The 18,367-nt window shown below is 63.6% G+C and carries 17 protein-coding genes; 13 read left to right on the forward strand and 4 right to left on the reverse strand.

Features of this window, described 5'->3' with window-relative positions:
* Positions 1 to 166 precede the first annotated feature (166 nt).
* The 4 genes from NKI35_RS10580 to erpA form a co-directional block, all read right to left on the reverse strand.
* Positions 167 to 466 carry a hypothetical protein gene (locus tag NKI35_RS10580; RefSeq protein ID WP_352625646.1) on the reverse strand — a complete coding sequence of 100 codons (300 nt, stop codon included), beginning with the start codon at positions 464 to 466 and terminating at the stop codon, positions 167 to 169.
* A 71-nt stretch (positions 467 to 537) separates the two neighbouring features.
* On the reverse strand, positions 538 to 1,332 hold the full coding sequence (gene xth, locus NKI35_RS10585) for an exodeoxyribonuclease III (RefSeq protein WP_023688213.1): 795 nt from the start codon (positions 1,330 to 1,332) through the stop codon (positions 538 to 540).
* An 8-nt stretch (positions 1,333 to 1,340) separates the two neighbouring features.
* On the reverse strand, positions 1,341 to 1,733 hold the full coding sequence (locus NKI35_RS10590) for a VOC family protein (protein ID WP_352739910.1): 393 nt from the start codon (positions 1,731 to 1,733) through the stop codon (positions 1,341 to 1,343).
* Between the two features lie 4 nt (positions 1,734 to 1,737).
* A complete protein-coding gene (gene erpA, locus NKI35_RS10595; RefSeq protein WP_027050337.1) occupies positions 1,738 to 2,085 on the reverse strand; it encodes an iron-sulfur cluster insertion protein ErpA in 348 nt (115 codons plus the stop codon).
* 76 nt (positions 2,086 to 2,161) lie between these two features.
* Here erpA and NKI35_RS10600 point away from each other — a divergent pair, with 76 nt between their 5' ends.
* The 13 genes from NKI35_RS10600 to NKI35_RS10660 all read left to right on the forward strand — a co-directional run bounded on the left by NKI35_RS10600 (position 2,162) and on the right by NKI35_RS10660 (position 18,337).
* A complete protein-coding gene (locus NKI35_RS10600) occupies positions 2,162 to 3,376 on the forward strand; it encodes a deoxyguanosinetriphosphate triphosphohydrolase (protein ID WP_023716245.1) in 1,215 nt (404 codons plus the stop codon).
* Positions 3,377 to 3,438: 62 nt separating this feature from the next.
* Positions 3,439 to 5,202, forward strand: a complete 1,764-nt coding sequence (argS, locus tag NKI35_RS10605; protein ID WP_023739016.1) for an arginine--tRNA ligase — start codon at positions 3,439 to 3,441, stop codon at positions 5,200 to 5,202.
* Positions 5,203 to 5,305: 103 nt separating this feature from the next.
* The gene (locus tag NKI35_RS10610) at positions 5,306 to 8,683 is read left to right on the forward strand and encodes an SPOR domain-containing protein (RefSeq protein ID WP_352739912.1); all 3,378 of its coding nucleotides are present in this window, start codon (positions 5,306 to 5,308) and stop codon (positions 8,681 to 8,683) included.
* Positions 8,684 to 8,817: 134 nt separating this feature from the next.
* Complete coding sequence (gene nagZ, locus NKI35_RS10615; protein WP_352739914.1) at positions 8,818 to 9,837, forward strand: beta-N-acetylhexosaminidase; 1,020 nt, start codon at positions 8,818 to 8,820, stop codon at positions 9,835 to 9,837.
* Between the two features lie 173 nt (positions 9,838 to 10,010).
* On the forward strand, positions 10,011 to 10,811 hold the full coding sequence (locus NKI35_RS10620) for a segregation and condensation protein A (RefSeq protein ID WP_023667690.1): 801 nt from the start codon (positions 10,011 to 10,013) through the stop codon (positions 10,809 to 10,811).
* A complete protein-coding gene (scpB, locus tag NKI35_RS10625) occupies positions 10,808 to 11,575 on the forward strand; it encodes an SMC-Scp complex subunit ScpB (RefSeq protein WP_023707870.1) in 768 nt (255 codons plus the stop codon). The genes NKI35_RS10620 and scpB overlap by 4 nt, the downstream gene beginning before the upstream one ends.
* A 180-nt stretch (positions 11,576 to 11,755) precedes the next feature.
* Positions 11,756 to 11,977, forward strand: coding sequence for a twin-arginine translocase TatA/TatE family subunit (locus NKI35_RS10630; protein ID WP_023681650.1), 222 nt, complete (start codon positions 11,756 to 11,758; stop codon positions 11,975 to 11,977).
* An 86-nt stretch (positions 11,978 to 12,063) separates the two neighbouring features.
* Complete coding sequence (gene tatB, locus NKI35_RS10635; protein WP_352739916.1) at positions 12,064 to 12,780, forward strand: Sec-independent protein translocase protein TatB; 717 nt, start codon at positions 12,064 to 12,066, stop codon at positions 12,778 to 12,780.
* Positions 12,777 to 13,652, forward strand: a complete 876-nt coding sequence (gene tatC / locus NKI35_RS10640) for a twin-arginine translocase subunit TatC (protein ID WP_352739918.1) — start codon at positions 12,777 to 12,779, stop codon at positions 13,650 to 13,652. Before tatB ends, tatC begins: the two co-directional genes overlap by 4 nt.
* A gap of 116 nt (positions 13,653 to 13,768) precedes the next feature.
* Positions 13,769 to 15,073, forward strand: a complete 1,305-nt coding sequence (gene serS, locus NKI35_RS10645; RefSeq protein WP_352739920.1) for a serine--tRNA ligase — start codon at positions 13,769 to 13,771, stop codon at positions 15,071 to 15,073.
* Positions 15,073 to 15,834 (forward strand): 5'/3'-nucleotidase SurE, encoded by a 762-nt coding sequence (gene surE / locus NKI35_RS10650; protein WP_352739922.1) that lies wholly within the window; start codon positions 15,073 to 15,075, stop codon positions 15,832 to 15,834. The genes serS and surE overlap by 1 nt, the downstream gene beginning before the upstream one ends.
* A 26-nt stretch (positions 15,835 to 15,860) precedes the next feature.
* Positions 15,861 to 16,514: a protein-L-isoaspartate(D-aspartate) O-methyltransferase gene (locus tag NKI35_RS10655; RefSeq protein ID WP_023667683.1), complete on the forward strand. Its 654-nt coding sequence runs from the start codon at positions 15,861 to 15,863 to the stop codon at positions 16,512 to 16,514.
* A gap of 320 nt (positions 16,515 to 16,834) precedes the next feature.
* Positions 16,835 to 18,337, forward strand: coding sequence for a peptidoglycan DD-metalloendopeptidase family protein (locus tag NKI35_RS10660; protein ID WP_352739924.1), 1,503 nt, complete (start codon positions 16,835 to 16,837; stop codon positions 18,335 to 18,337).
* Positions 18,338 to 18,367: the final 30 nt, after the last annotated feature.

Here is an 18,367-nt window from a genome sequence, read left to right on the forward strand (position 1 = left end):
CTTCCTGCGATCAACTCTTCGCCGCCCAGAAGCTCAATCGTCTCGGCCCAGCCGTCATCAACAAGCGATTCGTGTGTCATCGCAGCGTAGAATCACACCCGATTCCGCAGGGCAATACCTATCTTAGCGCCTATGCCCTCGAAGGGGGGAGATTAGCTCACATCCATCAGTTCTCGGTGAGTTCCGCCGGCGCCGCTCTGTGTACCGGCACCGAGATCGGCGTGACGTGCAGATGCGGCTTCATCGTGCTGTCGGGGCAGCTGTCGCCGATCTTGGTCCATGAGGTGTTGTTGAGCACCAGGTCGCAGCGGGCCATATGGCTCTTGTCTGAAACCGTCAGGCAGGTGACCTGGCCGACCTGGTAGGACTTGCCATTGGCCAGGCACTGCTGGTCGGCAAGTGCCGCTGCAGGGGAGGCCATGGCAAATGCCAGGCCGATCGGGCAAAGGAGGAATCGTAGTGCCATGGAACCCCAGCCGCCATGCTGATCTCTGACTGAATGGCGCGATTGTGGCGATATCAGGGTTTCGTCTGATATCAGGCCGGCAGCAGCGCCAGATCGATCGCCACCGGCACGTGGTCGGAAGGTTTTTCCCAGGCGCGCACATGCTTTTCGATCGAGGCCGAGGAAAAGCGGTTGGCCGCTTCGGGCGACAACAGCAGATGGTCGATGCGGATGCCGTTGTTCTTCTGCCAGGCGCCGGCCTGGTAGTCCCAGAAGGTGTAGACGTCGGCCGCATCGGTGACGGCGCGCACCGCCTCTGTAAAGCCGAGATTCTTCAGCCGCCGGAAGGCCTGCCGGGTCTGCGGCTGGAACAGCGCATCGCCAAGCCAGTTCTCGGGGAAGCGCGCATCGACCGGCTCGGGGATGACATTGTAGTCGCCGGCCAGCACCAGCGCCTCCTCCAGAAGCAGCCGCTGCTCGGCCCAGCGATGCAGCCGTTCCATCCAGGCCAGCTTGTAGGGAAACTTCTTCTCGTCATCGACCGGGTTGCCGTTGGGCAGATAGAGCGAGGCGACGCGCAGCGCGCCCTGGTCGGTCGAGAACACGCCCTCGATGAAGCGCGCCTGCTCATCAGTCTCGTCGCCTGGCAGGCCTCTGATAACCTCGTCGAACGGAAGTTTCGACAGCAGGGCGACGCCGTTAAAGCCCTTCTGGCCATGGGTTTCTACGTTGTAGCCAAGCGCCTCGATCTCGGCGCGCGGGAACTGCTCGTCGACCGATTTGATCTCCTGCAGGCAGACGATGTCGGGCTGGCTTTCGCTCAGCCAGTGGGTGAGGTTGCCGATGCGGGCGCGAATGCCGTTTATGTTCCAGGTGACGATTTTCATGGGCGGCCTCAGGGATGTTCGGGCGAAAGACGTTCGACAAGCCCGATCGTATTGCCTGCCGGGTCCTTTAGAAAGGCCATCCACTCGCTTTCCCCCGCCGTTCCGAACGTGCCTTCGGTGTCGTTGTGGACGAGCGCCGGCGGTGCGGTGAAGGGAACGCCGCACGCTTTCGCCTCGGCGTGGAAGGCTTCGAGCCCGGCTATATCGAGATAGACGGTGCCGGCCGGAACGCCATCGGTGAACAGCAACCTGATATCACCGGCCATGATGAAGGCGATGCCCGGCGGATCGTAGCGGGCATGAACGCTGAGGCCGAGCACATCGTGCCAGAAGGCCAGCGTGACGTCGAGGTCGCGCCCGGCCGACAGTGCGACCTGACGGACCGCGCCGACGCCGGACATCTGCCTAGATGGAGAAACTGGTGCCGCAGCCGCAGGAGGCGACTGCATTGGGGTTGCGGATCTGGAACGACTGGCCCATCAGATCGTCGACGAAGTCGATCACCGAGCCGCCCATATAGACCAGCGACAAATCGTCGATCAGCACGGTGGCGCCGTCCTTTTCGATGGCGACGTCGTCGTCATTGCGCGTATCGACCAGGTCGAACTTGTAGGAAAAGCCGGAGCAGCCGCCGCCCTCTACTGAGACGCGCAGCGCCGTCTTGCCGGCCTCGCCAGAGACGATTTTCGCGATCCGCCTGGCGGCGGACTCGGTCATCTCGACTTTCATGGCAGTCTTGGCATCAGCGCCCATGGGCGTCACCTTGCTTTCGGTTTCACATGATAGGTATGAAGCGGGAAGGGGCAAGTCAACTGCGGCGGCATCAGCCATGACAAATGAGCTTGGCGACATTGGGTTCGGCTATCGGCCGCGCGCGGCCTATGCCAGCGACCCAGCCAGGTCGCGCGGGCGGCTCTATGACGAGGTCGAGAGCCCGACTCGCACGCCATTCCAGCGCGACCGCGACCGCATCATCCATTCCACCGCCTTCCGCCGCCTGAAGCACAAGACGCAGGTGTTCGTCGCCCATGAAGGCGACCACTATCGCACCCGGCTGACGCATTCGATCGAGGTCGCGCAGATTGCGCGGGCTCTGGCGCGAGCGCTGCGCGGCGACGAGGATCTGGCCGAGGCGGTCGCCTTGGTGCACGATTTCGGTCACACGCCGTTCGGCCATACCGGCGAGGACGCGCTGAACGAGCGGATGGCCCAATGGGGCGGCTTCGACCACAATGCGCAGTCGCTGCGCGTGGTGACGCGGCTGGAGCGGCGCTATGCCGAGTTCGACGGGCTAAACCTGACCTGGGAAACGCTGGAAGGGCTGGTCAAGCACAATGGGCCGCTGACAGATGCCAAGGGAAAAGGGCTCAAAGGCCCGGTGCCGCAGGCGATCCGCGACTATTCCGAGCTGCACGACCTCGAACTCGACCATTTCGCCGGCATCGAGGCGCAATGTGCTGCGATCGCCGACGATATCGCCTACAACACCCATGACATCGACGACGGCCTGCGCTCCGGCTTCCTGACCTTGGACATGCTGGAAACGGTGGCGCTGCCGGGATCGATCCTGGCAAGCGTGCGCGCGCGCTATCCGGGCCTGGACGATGTGCGCACCGGCCATGAGCTGATGCGCCGGCAGATCACGATGATGGTCGAGGATGTCATTGTTTCCACCACCGCCAATCTTGAGCGCATCAAGCCTGACAGCGCCGAAGCGGTGCGGGCGGCGGGCGAAACGATGGTGACCTTTTCCGCTGACGTGGCGGCGACCGAGAAGGAATTGAAGACCTTTCTCTACAAGCATCTCTACCGGCATGACGAGGTGATGCGCGTTCGCACTGAGGCCGAGCAGATCGTGCGCGACCTGTTCGATGTCTATTTCGCCGATCCGCGCGCCATGCCGGACGGCTGGCGGGAGGGGCTCGACCGGGCGGAGGACCGCATCAAGGCGCGCAGCGTCGCCGATTTCCTGGCGGGGATGACGGATACCTACGCCTTGAAGGAACACCGCCGTCTGTTTGACCATACGCCCGATTTAAGCTAGGGCGGGCGCGATTTGCCGGCCAATGAGCCGGTTCCCCTGCACAGTCCGCCAGAGCAAGACCCATGAACATCTTCGCCGATTTCAGCGCGCGAATCACAAAAGCCGTCGAAGCGCTTGATTTGAAAGACAGTAATGGCGTTTCGCCCGACCTGTCGCGCATAGCCGTCGAGCCGCCGCGCGACGCCAGCCATGGCGATCTCGCCACCAATGCGGCGATGGTACTGGCCAAGCCCACCGGGCAGAACCCGCGCGCGCTGGCCGAGCGGCTGGTGGAAGTGCTGCGCAGCGACGCCGATGTTGCCGAAGCCGACGTCGCCGGTCCCGGCTTCGTCAATCTCCGGCTCAAGGACGCTTTCTGGCAGGCACATCTGACTGCGCTGCTGGGCGAGGGGCAAAACTACGGCCGCTCGACCATTGGTGGCGGCAAGAAGACCAATGTCGAATATGTCTCGGCCAATCCGACCGGGCCGATGCATGTCGGCCATTGCCGGGGCGCGGTTGTCGGCGACACGCTTGCAAATCTGATGGCCTTCGCCGGCTATGACGTCACCAAGGAATACATCATCAACGACGCCGGCGCGCAGATCGACGTGCTCGGGCGTTCGGCCTTCCTGCGCTACCGCGAAGCGCTGGGCGACGACATTGGCGAGATACCGGCCGGTCTCTATCCCGGCGATTACCTTGTGCCGGTCGGTCAGGCGCTGGCTGCCGAATTTGGCCGCAAGCTCTTGCAGATGCCCGACGATGAGTCGCTGGTAATCGTCAAGGACCGCACGATCGACGCCATGATGGTGATGATCCGCGAGGATCTGGCGTTGCTCAATGTCCATCACGACGTTTTCTTCTCCGAGCGCACGCTGCATGCCGACAATGCCAGGAGGATCCGCTCGGCGATCAACGATCTGACGCTGAAGGGCCATATCTACAAGGGCAAGCTGCCGCCGCCCAAGGGCGAGAAGCCGGACGACTGGGAAGACCGCGAGCAGACGCTGTTCCGCTCGACGGCGGTCGGCGACGACATGGACCGGGCGCTGGTCAAGTCCGACGGCTCGTTCACCTATTTCGCCGCCGACGTCGCCTATCTCAAGGACAAGGTCGACCGCGGTTTCGTCGGCCTGATCTATGTGCTGGGCGCCGACCATGGCGGCTACGTCAAGCGGCTGGAAGCGCTGGCGCGGGCGATTGCAGGCGATGATCTGAAGCTGCAACTCACGGTGCTGCTGTGCAATCTGGTGAAGCTGTTTCGCGATGGCGAACCGGTTCGGATGTCGAAGCGGTCGGGCGACTTCGTGACCTTGCGCGAAGCGGTGGAGGAGGTGGGCCGCGATGCTATCCGCTTCATGATGCTCTACCGCAAGAGCGACGCGCCGCTCGACTTCGATTTCGCCAAGGTCACGGAACAGTCCAAGGACAATCCCGTGTTCTACGTGCAGTACGCTTCGGCGCGCTGTCATTCGGTGTTCCGGCAGGCGAGCGAGCAACTGGGCGAGGCCAATTTCGACCGCAACAGCCTGGCCGCGGCCTCGGCGTCGCTCACCGACGAGGGCGAGATCGGCCTGATCCGGAAGCTGGCTGAATATCCAAGGCTGATCGAATCCGCGGCCCTTGCGCTGGAGCCGCACCGGCTGGCATTCTACCTCTACGATCTGGCTTCCACCTTCCATGGACACTGGAATCGGGGCACCGAGAATCCCGACTTACGTTTTGTTAAGGTTAACGACCGACAATTGACTCATGCCAGACTAGGGCTGGTGCAGGCTGTTTCGGATGTTTTGACTTCCGGCCTGACGCTGATTGGGGCTGATGCGCCCACTGAGATGCGTTAGGTTTAACTAAAACACCTGTCACCATTTGCCCACATTGCGCTGGTAAGGGCCAACCCTACGCGACGTCCATGGCGTCCGAATGAGTGCGAGTTCGGGAACAATAATGGCAGACAGAACCCAGCTGAGAGTAGCCGACAACAACGACATCGCCGAAGATGATCCGTTCGCTGAACTGACCAGGATCATGGGTTTCGATCCGCGCCAGCCGGTCAAGCCGCAGGCGCCAGCCGTCGAGACGGCTGCGGACGAGGGCGATTTCGACATCGACCTCGAGAAGGAGTTGATGGGCAAATTCGGCGATGAAGTCGGTTCCATGGAGGCCAGCCAGCCAGCTCCCGAGGTTCACCAGCCTGCCGCTGAACCCTACGACTCTGCTGCCGAGATTCGCGAGCCGGCTTTCGAAACCACCGATGCCGCGATGGACGATGCGCTGGCTGCTTCGCTGGAATATGATTTCGTCTTCGACGATGCCGCCGATCTGGATTTCGGCGCTGCCCCGCAGGCTGCGGCTGCTCCCGTTGAACCCTCGTTTGCCGAACCTTCGTTTGCCGAGCCCGCATTCGACGAAGCTGCATTCGACGATGATTTCGACAATGCCGTCGCCAGCTCGCTGGAAAACGTATCGCCGCTCGAAGACGACCTGCCGATGGATCACGACCTTGCCGCTTCGCTCGAGCAGGGATTGCTGCTCGATGACGGCGCGACCGTCGCCCATGCCGCAGATGTCGCGCAGGTTGCTGCTGCGCCTGCCGACGATCTCGCGTTCGACGATGATTTCGACAATGCCGTCTCGATGTCGCTGGAAGACGAGCTGACGCTGGACGGTCCTGCGCCGGCGCAGCAGGACCAGTATGCCGCGCCAGTAGCCGAGGCGCCGGTCGTCGGCGCCGCCGACCACGCTGTTGCCGACGAGGATTTTGCGGTTCATTTCGATGACGCGATGGCCGATGTCGACATGGACTTTGCAGCCGAGCAATTCGAGCCTCAGGCTTTCGAGGCTCAGCCTGTTGAGGCCGAGGATCCGGAAGAGCGCGATCTGGATGTCAGCGATCTGCAGGTCAGCGCGCCGGTTGAGATGGATGCGCCGGAAGTGGACGAGACGCCGGCCTGGACCGTGGAGGCCAGCCCCTCTCATGAGACTGCGCACGAAGCATTCGACGATTTCGATCTGAGCATCGATGATGCGCTTGCCGATCACGAGCCGGTGGCCGAGACCGCACCCGCTCCGGTTCAGCCAACTCCGGTCGCACCAGCCTATGTGGCGCCTACCAATATGGCGACCCCGGCCGCTCCGGTCGCTGACGAACGGACGTTGGAAGATGAACTCAACGCGCTGCTTGGCGCCATGACCACACCACGCCCGGCGCCAGTCGCCCCGATTCCGGTGGTCACCGAGCCCACCAGGGCTGCCGCCATCGAGCCCACCAGGACTTATGAGCCGGTTGCCCCGGTGCAGCGGTCCGTCGCGACGCCGGTCGCTCCGGTCGATAATCTCGACTGGGACCTAGACGAACACGCGCCTGCTCCTCAGGAGGCCCAGGCGGACGATGCCGATTTCGACGATCTGCTTGCCGGCGAACTTGAAGGCCATGTGCCCGAGATCGAGTTCGATGATCATGCCTTCGACGCGGCGCTGGCCAAGGGCATCGATCTCGGTCATGACGATACGGCAGCACCGGTCGCTGGCGATTGGCGCTCGACGCCGCCGGAGCCGGCGCGTTCGTGGAGCCGCGTGACTCCCACCCCGGCCCAGCCTTCCTTTGCAGCGCAGCCGCAACCTTCTTTTGCAGCGCAGCCGCAAGCTTCTTTTGCAGAAAAGCCGTCCATGCCGCCGGCGGCAGCGCCAAGCTATCGCGACCAGCCGGTTGCCGCTGCTGCCTATGTGGCGCCGACGCCATCGCGCCAGGCGCCGCCTCAGGCCTATGACGAGATGCCGGATGTTGAGACGGTCGATGTGCCGGAGCGTGTGGTGGCGATTGCCGACGACCTCGACATTCCAGAACTCAGCTTCGAGCAAGACGAGCCGGCCGCCTATGACGACATCGACGCCGAATTCGCCGGCATGCTCAACGACATGAACGCGGTGGAAGTGGCGCCGCCCACTGCCGCACGCAGTGCCGGCTATGATGACGATTCCTACAGTTCCTGCTTCAGTTCGGGCCACGAGCTCGACCGGCGCGCCTATGCGGCGCGGCCAGCCGAAGTGCTTGCAGCCACGCAAGCTCACCACGCCGATGCCGCCGGCGGCTTCGACATGGACGATCTGCCCGGCAGCCAGCCGGTTTCGCAGGCCGACGATTTCGCGGTCGATGAACTCGACTACGATCCGGATCTGGACGAGGCGATGGCGGTGCCGGGCCTCGCCGAGCAGGAAGCCGCACGGCCGCGCAGGAGCGGCCTGCTGGTCGCGGGGGTCGTTGCTGCGGTGGCGATTGCCGGCGGTCTTGGCGCCTTCGCCTTGTCGTACGGCGGCAAGGGCGGCAGCGATGCGCCGGTCATTGTCAAAGCCGACAACAGGCCGATCAAGGTCAAGCCCGAAAATCCGGGCGGCGCCGTGGTGCCGAACCAGGACAACAAGGTTTATGATGCGGTCGCCAAGGGCACCAAGCCGGCCGAGCCGGTTCAGGAGAAGCTGGTCACCAACACCGAAGAGCCGGTCGATGTGAAGGCGCAGGAGCCTGAAAGCCGCGTCGTCGATCTGTCGCCCGACGATACCGGCGCTGCCCCAGGCCCCGACGCTGCCGGCAACCCCGAAGCTGCCGGCAACCCCGACGCGGCTGTCGCGCCGGCGCCAAAGTCCGAGGACCGCATCGCGCAGGTGCTGCAGGAAGCCGACAAGAACCCCGATACCGTCGCCGTTGCCCCGCGCAAGGTTCGGACCATGGTGGTCAAGCCCGACGGCTCGTTGGTGGCCCGCGAGGACTCGACGCCGGCCGCGCCGCAGGTTGCGGCGACTGAGCCGCTTGACCCGGCGCCGCAGCACGTCGCCCCTTCGGCCGATGCCGAGCAGACCGGCACCGTGGCGCCTGTCGATCAGGCAGATAGCGACCAGGCAAGTGCCGAGACCGCCAAGCCGGTGAAGCCGGCGGCTGCGCCGAAGGCTGAGACCCAGTCCGCCAACACGCCGCAGACGGTTGCCGTGGCGCCGCAGCGCCCGTCCGACCAGCCGGTCGACGTGGTCGGCGAGGTCAAGCCCGACCAGGTTGCCTCCATTCCGGCGACGGCTTCGACATCGGGCGGTTCGTGGTCGATGCAGATCGCTTCGCAGCCGACGGTCGAAAGCGCCCAGGCCAACTACGCCGACCTGCAGCGCCGCTATGGAAATGTGCTCGCCGGTCGCACCGCCAACATCGTCAAGGCGGAGATCGCCGGCAAGGGCACCTTCTACCGTGTCCGGGTGCCTGCGCAGTCGCGCAACGATGCGATCAATCTGTGCACCAGCTACAAGGCTGCCGGCGGCAACTGCTTCGTGTCGCGGTAAGGCCGGATCCAACTATCAGAGCCGGCGCGTTTCCCAAGGGTCGCGCCGGCTTTTTCATGTGGATGGGCGAGAGGTTGAGGCGCTTGCCGTCCGGGGAGATTCCCTTTGGCGGCGCGAAGCCCTAAACTGGCGGAATGACCGAATCAAAATCCATGATCCTCGGCTGTGCCGGGAAATCGCTGACCCGCGAAGAAATCCGTTTCTATCGCAATGAATGCCCGTGGGGCTTCATCCTGTTTGCCCGCAACATCGGCGAAACGGAGCAGATCCGCGATCTGGTTGCCGAAATGCGCGACTGTATCGGGCGCCCCGATGCGCTGGTGTTCATCGACCAGGAAGGTGGCCGGGTGCAGCGCCTGCGGCCGCCGCTGGCGCCGAACTATCCCGCCGGCGGCGCGCTCGGCGCATTGTGGCGCAAGGACCATGATGCCGGCACCCGGGCTGCCTGGCTGATGGCGCGGCTGCACGCCTTCGACCTGTTGCGCTACGGTATCTCGGCCGATTGCCTGCCGGTGCTGGACGTGCCGATCGAGGGCGCCAGCGACGTCATCGGCGCGCGCGCCTATGGCAAGGAGCCGCGCCCGGTCATCGAACTCGGCCGCGCGGCAGCGGAAGGGCTGATGTCGGGCGGCGTGCTGCCGGTCATGAAGCACATTCCGGGCCATGGGCGCGCCTTTGCCGACACGCATTTCGAACTGCCTGTGGTCGATGCCTCGCTGAGCGACCTGCAGCGGCATGATTTCGCCCCGTTCCGCGAGCTTAGCCATCTGCCGATGGCGATGACGGCGCATGTCGTCTACAGCGCCATCGATCCGAACAACCCGGCGACCAAGTCGGGCAAGGTCATCGACGAGATCATCCGCCGCGAGATCGGCTTCGACGGGCTGTTGATGAGCGACGACACCTCGATGAAGGCACTTTCTGGGGATTTCCCGACAAAGGCGGCCTCGATCCTTGCGGCGGGCTGCGATCTGGTCCTTCACTGCAATGGCGTTTTCGAGGAGATGGCGGGCATCGCATCGCGAACCACGGGACTTGAAGGGACGTCGCTGGAGCGCGCCAAGCGGGCGCTGACCTATATAAGGGATCGCGACCGGGCCGACGAAACCGAGATACGCGCCGAGTTTGCCACCTATTTCGACGCGGTGGCCTAGAGACGGATGATTTCAGGTCTGTTCGACCTGAAATCTGAATCCGTCTCTAAATTAGATAGAGAGAGCATGATGTCGTCCGAAAACCGCTTCACACGTTTCGGCATCATGCTCTAACCAGAGGTAAGGAACAAGTGGCGGAGACATTGGACAGCAAGGCTGCGAAGGCCGCACCGATGGACCGTCTGTGGGCCGAGAACGACGATTCACGGGTCACCGGCGACCCGTCGCTTGTCGTCGACGTCGCCGGGTTCGAAGGTCCGCTCGACCTCTTGCTGCATCTCGCCCGCAACCAAAAGGTCGATCTGTCGCGGATTTCCATCTTGGCGCTGGTCGAGCAATATCTGACCTTCGTCGAGACGGCGAGGGCGCTGAGGCTTGAGCTTGCCGCCGACTACCTGGTGATGGCGGCGTGGCTGGCCTTCCTCAAGTCGAAGCTCCTCATCCCCAAGCAGCCCGGCGAGGAAGGCGAAAGCGGCGAGGAACTGGCCGCGGTGCTGCAGTTCCGGCTGAAGCGTCTGGAGGCCATGCGCGACGCCTCGGCAAGGCTGGTCAACCGCAACCGGCTCGGCCGCGACGTGTTTGCACGCGGGATGCCTGAAATGGTCATCGTCGAGAAGCGTAACGCCTATTCGGCCTCGCTCTACGATTTGCTCACCGCCTATGCGCAGCAGCGCCAGAAACAGGCGATCACCAATGTGACAATTGCCCGGCGTGGCGTGTGGTCGCTCAAGGATGCGCGCGATATCCTGACCCGGCTGATCGGCTCGCTGCGCGACTGGACGGCGCTGGACAGCTATCTGATCAATTACCTGACCAGCCCGGACGAACGGCGTACCGCGATTGCCAGCTCGTTTGCGGCGTCGCTGGAACTGGTGCGCGAAGGCAGCATCGAGATGCGGCAGGACCAGGTGTTCGCGCCGCTCTATCTGCGCGGCCGCGCGCAGCCAATCAAGGCAGTCGAGGTGGCATCATGAGCGAACGCGCCAACGCTTCGGTCATTCCGTTCAAGGTCGAAGAAGAGACCGAGGAGGGCATTGTCGCCCAGGATCCGACTGATACCCTGCTTCTGAATCCTGGCGAACGGCTGCATATGGCCGAAGCCATACGCATGGCCGAGGCGATCGTGTTCGCCAGCGCCGAGCCGGTCAGCGAAAAGCAGCTCGCAGCCAGATTGCCCGACGGCATCAGCATAGCCGCTGCCATGGCTGAGCTGCAGCAGATCTATGCGCGGCGCGGCGTCAATCTGGTCCGGGTCGGCGATGCCTGGGCGTTCCGTACCGCCGGCGATCTCGCCTTCCTGATGAGCCGCGACACGGTGCAGCAGCGCAAGCTGTCGCGCGCGGCGCTCGAAGTGCTGGCGATCATCGCCTACCACCAGCCGGTGACGCGCGCCGAGATCGAGGACATCAGAGGCGTCGAGACCTCGAAGGGCACGCTGGATACGCTGCTCGAAACGGAATGGGTGCGCATGCGCGGCCGCCGCCGCACGCCCGGCCGTCCCGTCACCTACGGCACGACAGACACTTTCCTCGACCATTTCGCACTGGAGGAGATCCGCGATCTTCCCGGGATGGACGAACTGAAGGGGGCAGGGCTGCTCTCCGGCCGCATGCCGTCGAATTTCGCCATCCCGTTGCCGCCGGCCGATCCGGACGCGCTGACCGAGGACGAGGATGCGTTGACCGACATCGATCTCGAGGAACTCGGCCTGCTGACGCCGCGCGTCACGGAAGATTGACCGCAAGCCGCTGTCAAAAAGCTGCATTGCTGCGGTAGATGCGCCGATTGGTAGCGGGCAGCTTTGCCGAAAATGCGTGACATAAGCCACGCCTTCATAAACTTTGTCGCTGTTGTGTTTGAATCCCAACGCGAAAACGCATAGATCATCGCCAGGGAAAACATTCGAGAGAGAGTTACAATGGGTTCATTTTCGATTTGGCACTGGATGATCGTGCTGGTGATCGTGCTGCTGGTGTTCGGCCGCGGCAAGATACCCGAGCTGATGGGCGACATGGCCAAGGGCATCAAGAGCTTCAAGAAGGGCATGGCCGACGACGATACCGCCGAAGACAAGCGCACCGTCGAGCACCGCCCGGACGAGACCGTTTCGGCAGTGAAGGAAAAGGCCAGCAAGAGCTGAGCCGAAGGTTGTTGCTTTTGTGCAAGTCGTTGTCCCAAAACCGCTTCGCACTTTTGGGCGACAAGCACTAGTCGGAACTGATTGCCATGTTTGAAGTCGGCTGGACCGAAATGCTGGTGATCGCGATCGTCATGATCGTGGTCGTCGGACCCAAGGATTTGCCCAATATGCTGCGCACCTTCGGCCGCACGACGGCGAAGCTGCGTGCCATGGCCTCCGACTTCCAGAAGCAGTTCAACGAGGCGTTGAAGGAAGCCGAGCTCGACGACGTCAAGAAGTCTGTCGATACGCTGCGCGGCCTCAATCCGGCGGCCGAAATCCGCAAGCAGCTCAATCCGTTCGAACAGGCGGCAGCCGAGGTTCGCTCCGGCGTCGATGCGGTGATGAAGCCGAAGCCCGCCGTCGACCCCTCAACGCCGGCGGCAGAAACACCACACCCGGCCGAGCCGCTCAAGAACGGCGCGACGGTGATGCCGGGTCTCAACGGACCGGAAACAGCGCCGGCGGCGCCGATCCTTCCGGCGATGACCGATCAGGCGGTGGTGACACCGGCTGCAGCAACAGCAGCGCCACGAAACGCGCGCGCCAAGAAGGCCGCGATATCGGCAGCCAAGGCAGCACCGGCAAAGCCGGCGCCTGCGGCGAAGGTTGCGGCCAAGCCGTCAGCGGCGCCCGCCAAGGCTGCACCTGGAAAAGCCGCCACCAAGCCCGCTGCAGCACCGAAGGCAGTCACAAAGGCTGAGCCGAAGCCTGCGCCGGCCAAAAAGCCTGCAGCCAAAAAGACGGCGGGGGCCACCAAGTGAGCATTGCCGACAGCGAAAAGGACGAGATCGAGAAGTCGTCGGCTCCGCTGATGGAGCATCTGATCGAGCTGCGGCGGCGGCTGATCTGGTCGATCGGCGGCTTCTTCGTCGCCTTCCTCGTCTGCTTCTTCTTCGCCAAGAAGCTGTTCAACCTCCTGGTTGTCCCGTTCAAATGGGCGACGCAATGGGCAGGGCTCGATCCGCACAAGGTCGAGCTGATCTATACGGCGCCGCAGGAATTCTTCTTTACCCAGGTCAAGCTCGCCATGTTCGGCGGCATGGTCATCGCCTTTCCGCTGATCGCCACGCAGATCTACAAATTCATCGCGCCAGGCCTCTACAAGAACGAGCGCAACGCCTTCCTGCCGTTCCTGATCGCATCGCCGATCCTGTTCCTGATGGGCGCGTCGCTGGTCTATTTCTTCTTCACGCCGATGGTGATGTGGTTCTTCCTCGCCATGCAGCAGGCCGGCACCGACGACCAGGTGCAGATTTCGCTGCTGCCGAAAGTGTCGGAATATCTCAGCCTGATCATGACGCTGATCTTCTCCTTCGGCCTGGTGTTCCAGCTGCCGGTGGTGACCAGCCTGATGACGCGCGTCGGCATGCTGTCGTCGAAGGCGCTGGCCGAGAAGCGCAAATGGGCGATCGTCATCGCCTTCGTCGTCGCGGCGGTGCTGACGCCGCCTGATCCGATGAGCCAGATCGGTTTGGCCATCCCGACCATCCTGCTCTACGAGGTGTCGATCTGGGCGGCCCGGCTGATCGAGCGCGATCAGGTCAAGCAGAAGCTGGCGCGCGAGAAGCAGGAAGCCGCCGAAGCCGTGGCCGAAAAGGCGGCGGACGCGTCCTCAAAGCAGGCTCGTTCATAGGCTGTCGCGTTCGGGTATCCGCGTTAGCGGAAAAACGCGACAGCCGCTGACCCTCATCTTGCATCGATGAACGATGCGGTTTACCCCCTCAGCCTTATTCTGAGGACGAACCAACCATGCTTGATATCAAATGGATTCGCGACAACCCGAAGGCCCTTGTCGAGGCGCTGGCCAAGCGCTCGTGGTCGGCTGACGAGGCGCAGTCCACGGTCGATGAGCTGATCAAGAAGGACGAAGCGCGGCGCGAGCACGTCACCGAGCTGCAGACCAAGCAGGAACGCCGCAACGCCGCCTCGAAGGAGATCGGCAACGCCATGCGTTCGGGCGACACGGCACTTGCCGAAAAGCTCAAGGCCGAAGTCGGCGATATCAAGACCTTCATCCAGAATGGCGAGACGCGCGAGCGCGAGCTCGACAAGACGCTGAACGATGCGCTGGCGGTGCTGCCGAATGTGCCGCTCGACGACGTGCCGGTCGGCAAGGACGAGCACGACAATGTCGTCAAGCATATCGTCGGCGAGGTGCCGACCCGGCCGAACTGGGTGAAGGAGCATTTCGAGATCGGCGAAGCGCTCGGCATGATGGATTTCGAGCGGGCGGCAAAGCTGTCGGGATCACGCTTCACCGTGCTGAAGAGCGGGCTGGCGCGGATGGAGCGCGCCATCGGCCAGTTCATGCTCGATCTGCACACGACCGAGCATGGCTATGAAGAAGTCATCCCGCCACTGATGGTGCGCGACGAAGTGCTTTTCGGGACCAACCAGCTGCCGAAATTCGAGGACGACCTGTTCTTCGTGCAACATGGCGATGGCCGGCTCGGGTTGATTCCAACCGCCGAGGTCCCGCTCACCAACCTGGTGCGCGAAGAAATCACGGCCCATGAAAAGCTGCCGCTGCGCTATACGGCGCTGACGCCGTGCTTCCGCTCGGAAGCGGGCTCCGCCGGCCGCGACACGCGCGGCATGTTGCGCCAGCACCAGTTCTACAAGGTCGAGCTGGTCTCGGTCACCGACCAGGAGTCTTCGCTCGCCGAGCACGAGCGGATGACGCAGTGCGCGGAAGAGGTGCTGAAGCGACTGGAGCTGCCGTTCCGCACCATGGTCCTGTGCACGGGCGACATGGGGTTTGGCGCGCGCAAGACCTACGACATCGAGGTCTGGCTGCCCGGCCAGAACGCCTATCGCGAAATCTCGTCCTGCTCGGTCTGCGGCGACTTCCAGGCCAGGCGCATGGATGCCCGCTACAAGGACCGGGATGGCAAGGGCAACCGCTTTGTGCACACGCTGAACGGTTCGGGCACCGCTGTCGGCCGTGCGCTGATTGCCGTCATCGAAAACTACCAGAATGAGGATGGCAGCGTAACCATTCCTGAAGTGCTGCGGCCTTATATGGGCGGTCTGGCGAAGATCGAATCGAAGTAATGCGCATCCTTCTGACCAATGATGACGGCATCCATGCCGAGGGCCTGGCGTCGCTCGAACGCATCGCCCGCACGCTGTCGGACGATGTCTGGGTGGTGGCGCCGGAGCAGGACCAGTCCGGCTACGCGCACTCGCTGTCGATCTCGGAGCCGCTCCGGCTGCGCAAGATCGGCGAGAAACACTACGCCGTGCGCGGCACGCCGACCGACTGCGTCATCATGGGCGTCAAGAAGATCCTGCCTGGCGCGCCGGACCTGATCCTGTCCGGTGTCAATTCCGGCGCCAACATCGCTGACGACGTCACCTATTCCGGCACCGTCGCCGGCGCCATGGAAGGCGCGCTGCTCGGCATCAGATCGATCGCACTCAGCCAGGGTTATTCCTATGTCGGCGAGGACCGCGTCGTTCCCTATGAGACCACCGAGGCGCTGGCGCCGGCGTTGCTGAAAAAGCTCGTCGCCATGACGCTGCCGGACGGCGTGCTGCTCAACGTCAACTTTCCCAACTGCCTGCCTGACGAGGTCGCCGGCACCGTCGTGACGTCGCAAGGCAAGCTGGTGCACAGCCTGTGGGTCGACGAGCGCCGCGACGGGCGCGGCCTGCCTTATTACTGGCTGCGCTTCGGCCGCGAGCCGGTCGAGGGCAAGCAGGGCACCGATCTCCATGCTCTGCGCAACCGGCTCGTGTCTGTGACGCCGCTGCAGCTTGACCTCACCGCGCATGAAATCCGTGACCAACTGACCAAGGCGCTGTCTGAATAAGGTGTTCGCATGAAGAAGGTTCTGGCATGAACTTGCCGCTCGACGATCGCGAGGGTTTTGCCGCTTTCCTGCTGCGCCTGCGCGGCCAAGGCGCGGTGCCGAAGGCGCTGATCGCAGCCTTCGAGGCGACGCCGCGGCGCGGCTTCCTCAACGGCCAGTTCCATTCGATCGCCTGGTCGGACGGCATGCTGCCGATCGAATGCGGCGAGGCGATCGAGGGCGCCGATCTGCAGGCGGCGGTGATTGCGGCCTTGGCAATAGAGCCCGGCAACCGGGTGCTCGAGATCGGCACCGGCTCGGGCTACACGGCAGCGGTGATGTCGCGGCTCGCGGCTCGCATCGTCAGCGTCGACCGCTACAAGACGCTGGCCGAGCAGGCCAGGCAACGCTTCGAGGCGCTCGGCATCGGCAATGTCATCGTGCGCCAGGCCGATGGTTCCAACGGCCTTGCCAACGAAGCGCCGTTCGACCGCATCGTAGCCTGGGCGGCTTTCGACAGCCTGCCGCGCTTCCTGCTCGACCAATTGTCGAGCGGCGGCATCGTCATTGCCCCGATCGGGCCGGAGGAGGGCGAGCAGGTGCTGGCCAAGCTGACCAAGGTCGGCAGCCGCTTCGAGCGCGAGGATATCGGCACCGTGCGCCTGCAGCCGATCCTGCGCAGCGTTGCGGCGGTTATTTAGGTGCACCGATATTCAGGTGAGGCCGGCCTGCAAATGCCAGCTTCCTGCGCATCCGATGCTCACGTGTTTGAGTACGCTCCGCTCCGGCCTTCGCCGGCCGAAGCCGTCATAAATGCCTCCGCTCTATGAAGGCTACGGCCGGCGTAGGCCGGTTCTCAGAACCTGTCATTTTCGACTCGGGCCGATCTGAATCAACGCAGCTTCGGCGCATTCGAAAATGTTTTAAGAAAATTTGCGTCTGATTTTATGGGGTTAACCCGCCAGTAACATTAACGCGCTTTAATCATGACCAGTGTGTACCGGGTCTGCGGGTTAGTGCGATGCAATTCAGTGTTATGAAGGCAAACGGGCGTACTCTGTCGCGGGGCTGCGCTGTCCTCATGCTAGCCGGAATGGCAGCGGGGTGTAGCTCCCAGGTCTCGCGGTTCAACGGTGTCGACGACGTCTTCACCTCCTCGACCAACAATCAGCGCGCCATCATCGACAAGCAGAGCACCGCGCAGCCCTATCCGGGCGATGTGGCGCCCGAGCCGATCGCTGCAGCACCTGTCGATGGCAGCCATAACCAGTCGGTCAGCCGCTCCAGCCTGGAGCCGGTCACCGTCCAGCTGCTGCCGCCGCCGAGCGCGCCCAAAGCCGCTCCGATGCGCACCGCTTCCGCGCCTGCACTTGCGCCGGCACCGCATGTCGACAGAACGACCACCGGCACCGTGCAGCCGGCAAGGCCGTTCAAGAATGCCGGTGACTCCGATCCGAAACCAGTTGCCGCCGGCACGCCGCACGCCACGGAGATCGTCGTCAGCGACGGCGAGACCATTTCCGGCATCGCCCATCGCTATCACGTGCCGGCCGACGTCATCATGAAGGTCAACGGCTTGAGCGCCACCAAGGGGCTGAAGACCGGCCAGAAGCTGGTCATCCCGGCCTATGCCTATTCGAGCAAGGGGACCGAGCCGAAACTTGCCGACGGCAAGCCGGCGAACAGCCCCAAGACGCCGGCGCCGGAGAAGGTCGCCGTGCTGCCGCAGCAGCCGAAACTCAAGGACGGCAAGTCCGCCGCGCAGGTCGACGCTTCGGCCGCGAACAAGCCGAAGACCGACAAGCCGGCGCAGCAGACGGCCGCAGCGGCGCCAAAGGCAGGTGCTGGCACCTACACGGTGCAGTCGGGCGACAGCCTGTCCTCCATCGCCAGGAAGACCGGGGTTGGCGTCGTGGCGCTGAAGCAGGCGAACGGCATGCAAGACGGCCTGCTCAAGATCGGCCAGACGCTGAAGGTTCCCGCCGGTGGCACCGCAACGGTTGCAAGCGCCAAGCCGGCCAAAGTTGATCCGGTGACGACGGCCGCAACCCAGCCTGCGGCAAAGCCGACGGAGACGCTCGCTACCTACACGCCGCCGAAGAAGGACGCCAAGGTCATCCAGCAGGCCGAGGACGACGATGCTGTCGCGCCTGATGCCACCGGCATCGGCAAGATGCGTTGGCCGGTGCGTGGCCGCGTCATCTCCAATTTTGGTGGCGGCAAGGATGGTGTCGACATCGCCGTGCCTGAGGGGACGCCGGTCAAGGCGGCCGAAAACGGCGTGGTCATCTATGCCGGCGACGGCCTCAAGGAATTCGGCAATACGGTTCTGGTGCGCCACGAAAACGGGCTGGTCACCGTCTATGGTCACGCCAGGTCGATCGAAGTGCAGCGCGGCCAGAAGGTCAAGCGCGGCCAGGAAATCGCGCTGTCGGGGATGAGCGGCACCACCGACTCGCCGAAACTGCACTTCGAAGTGCGCAAGAACTCGGCCCCGGTCGACCCCTCTGGCTATCTCGAATAGAACAATAAACGTTTTGCAGGCCGTCTGACC

Origin of the sequence: Mesorhizobium sp. M0676, from assembly GCF_040320535.1 — a bacterium.
Lineage (GTDB): Bacteria > Pseudomonadota > Alphaproteobacteria > Rhizobiales > Rhizobiaceae > Mesorhizobium.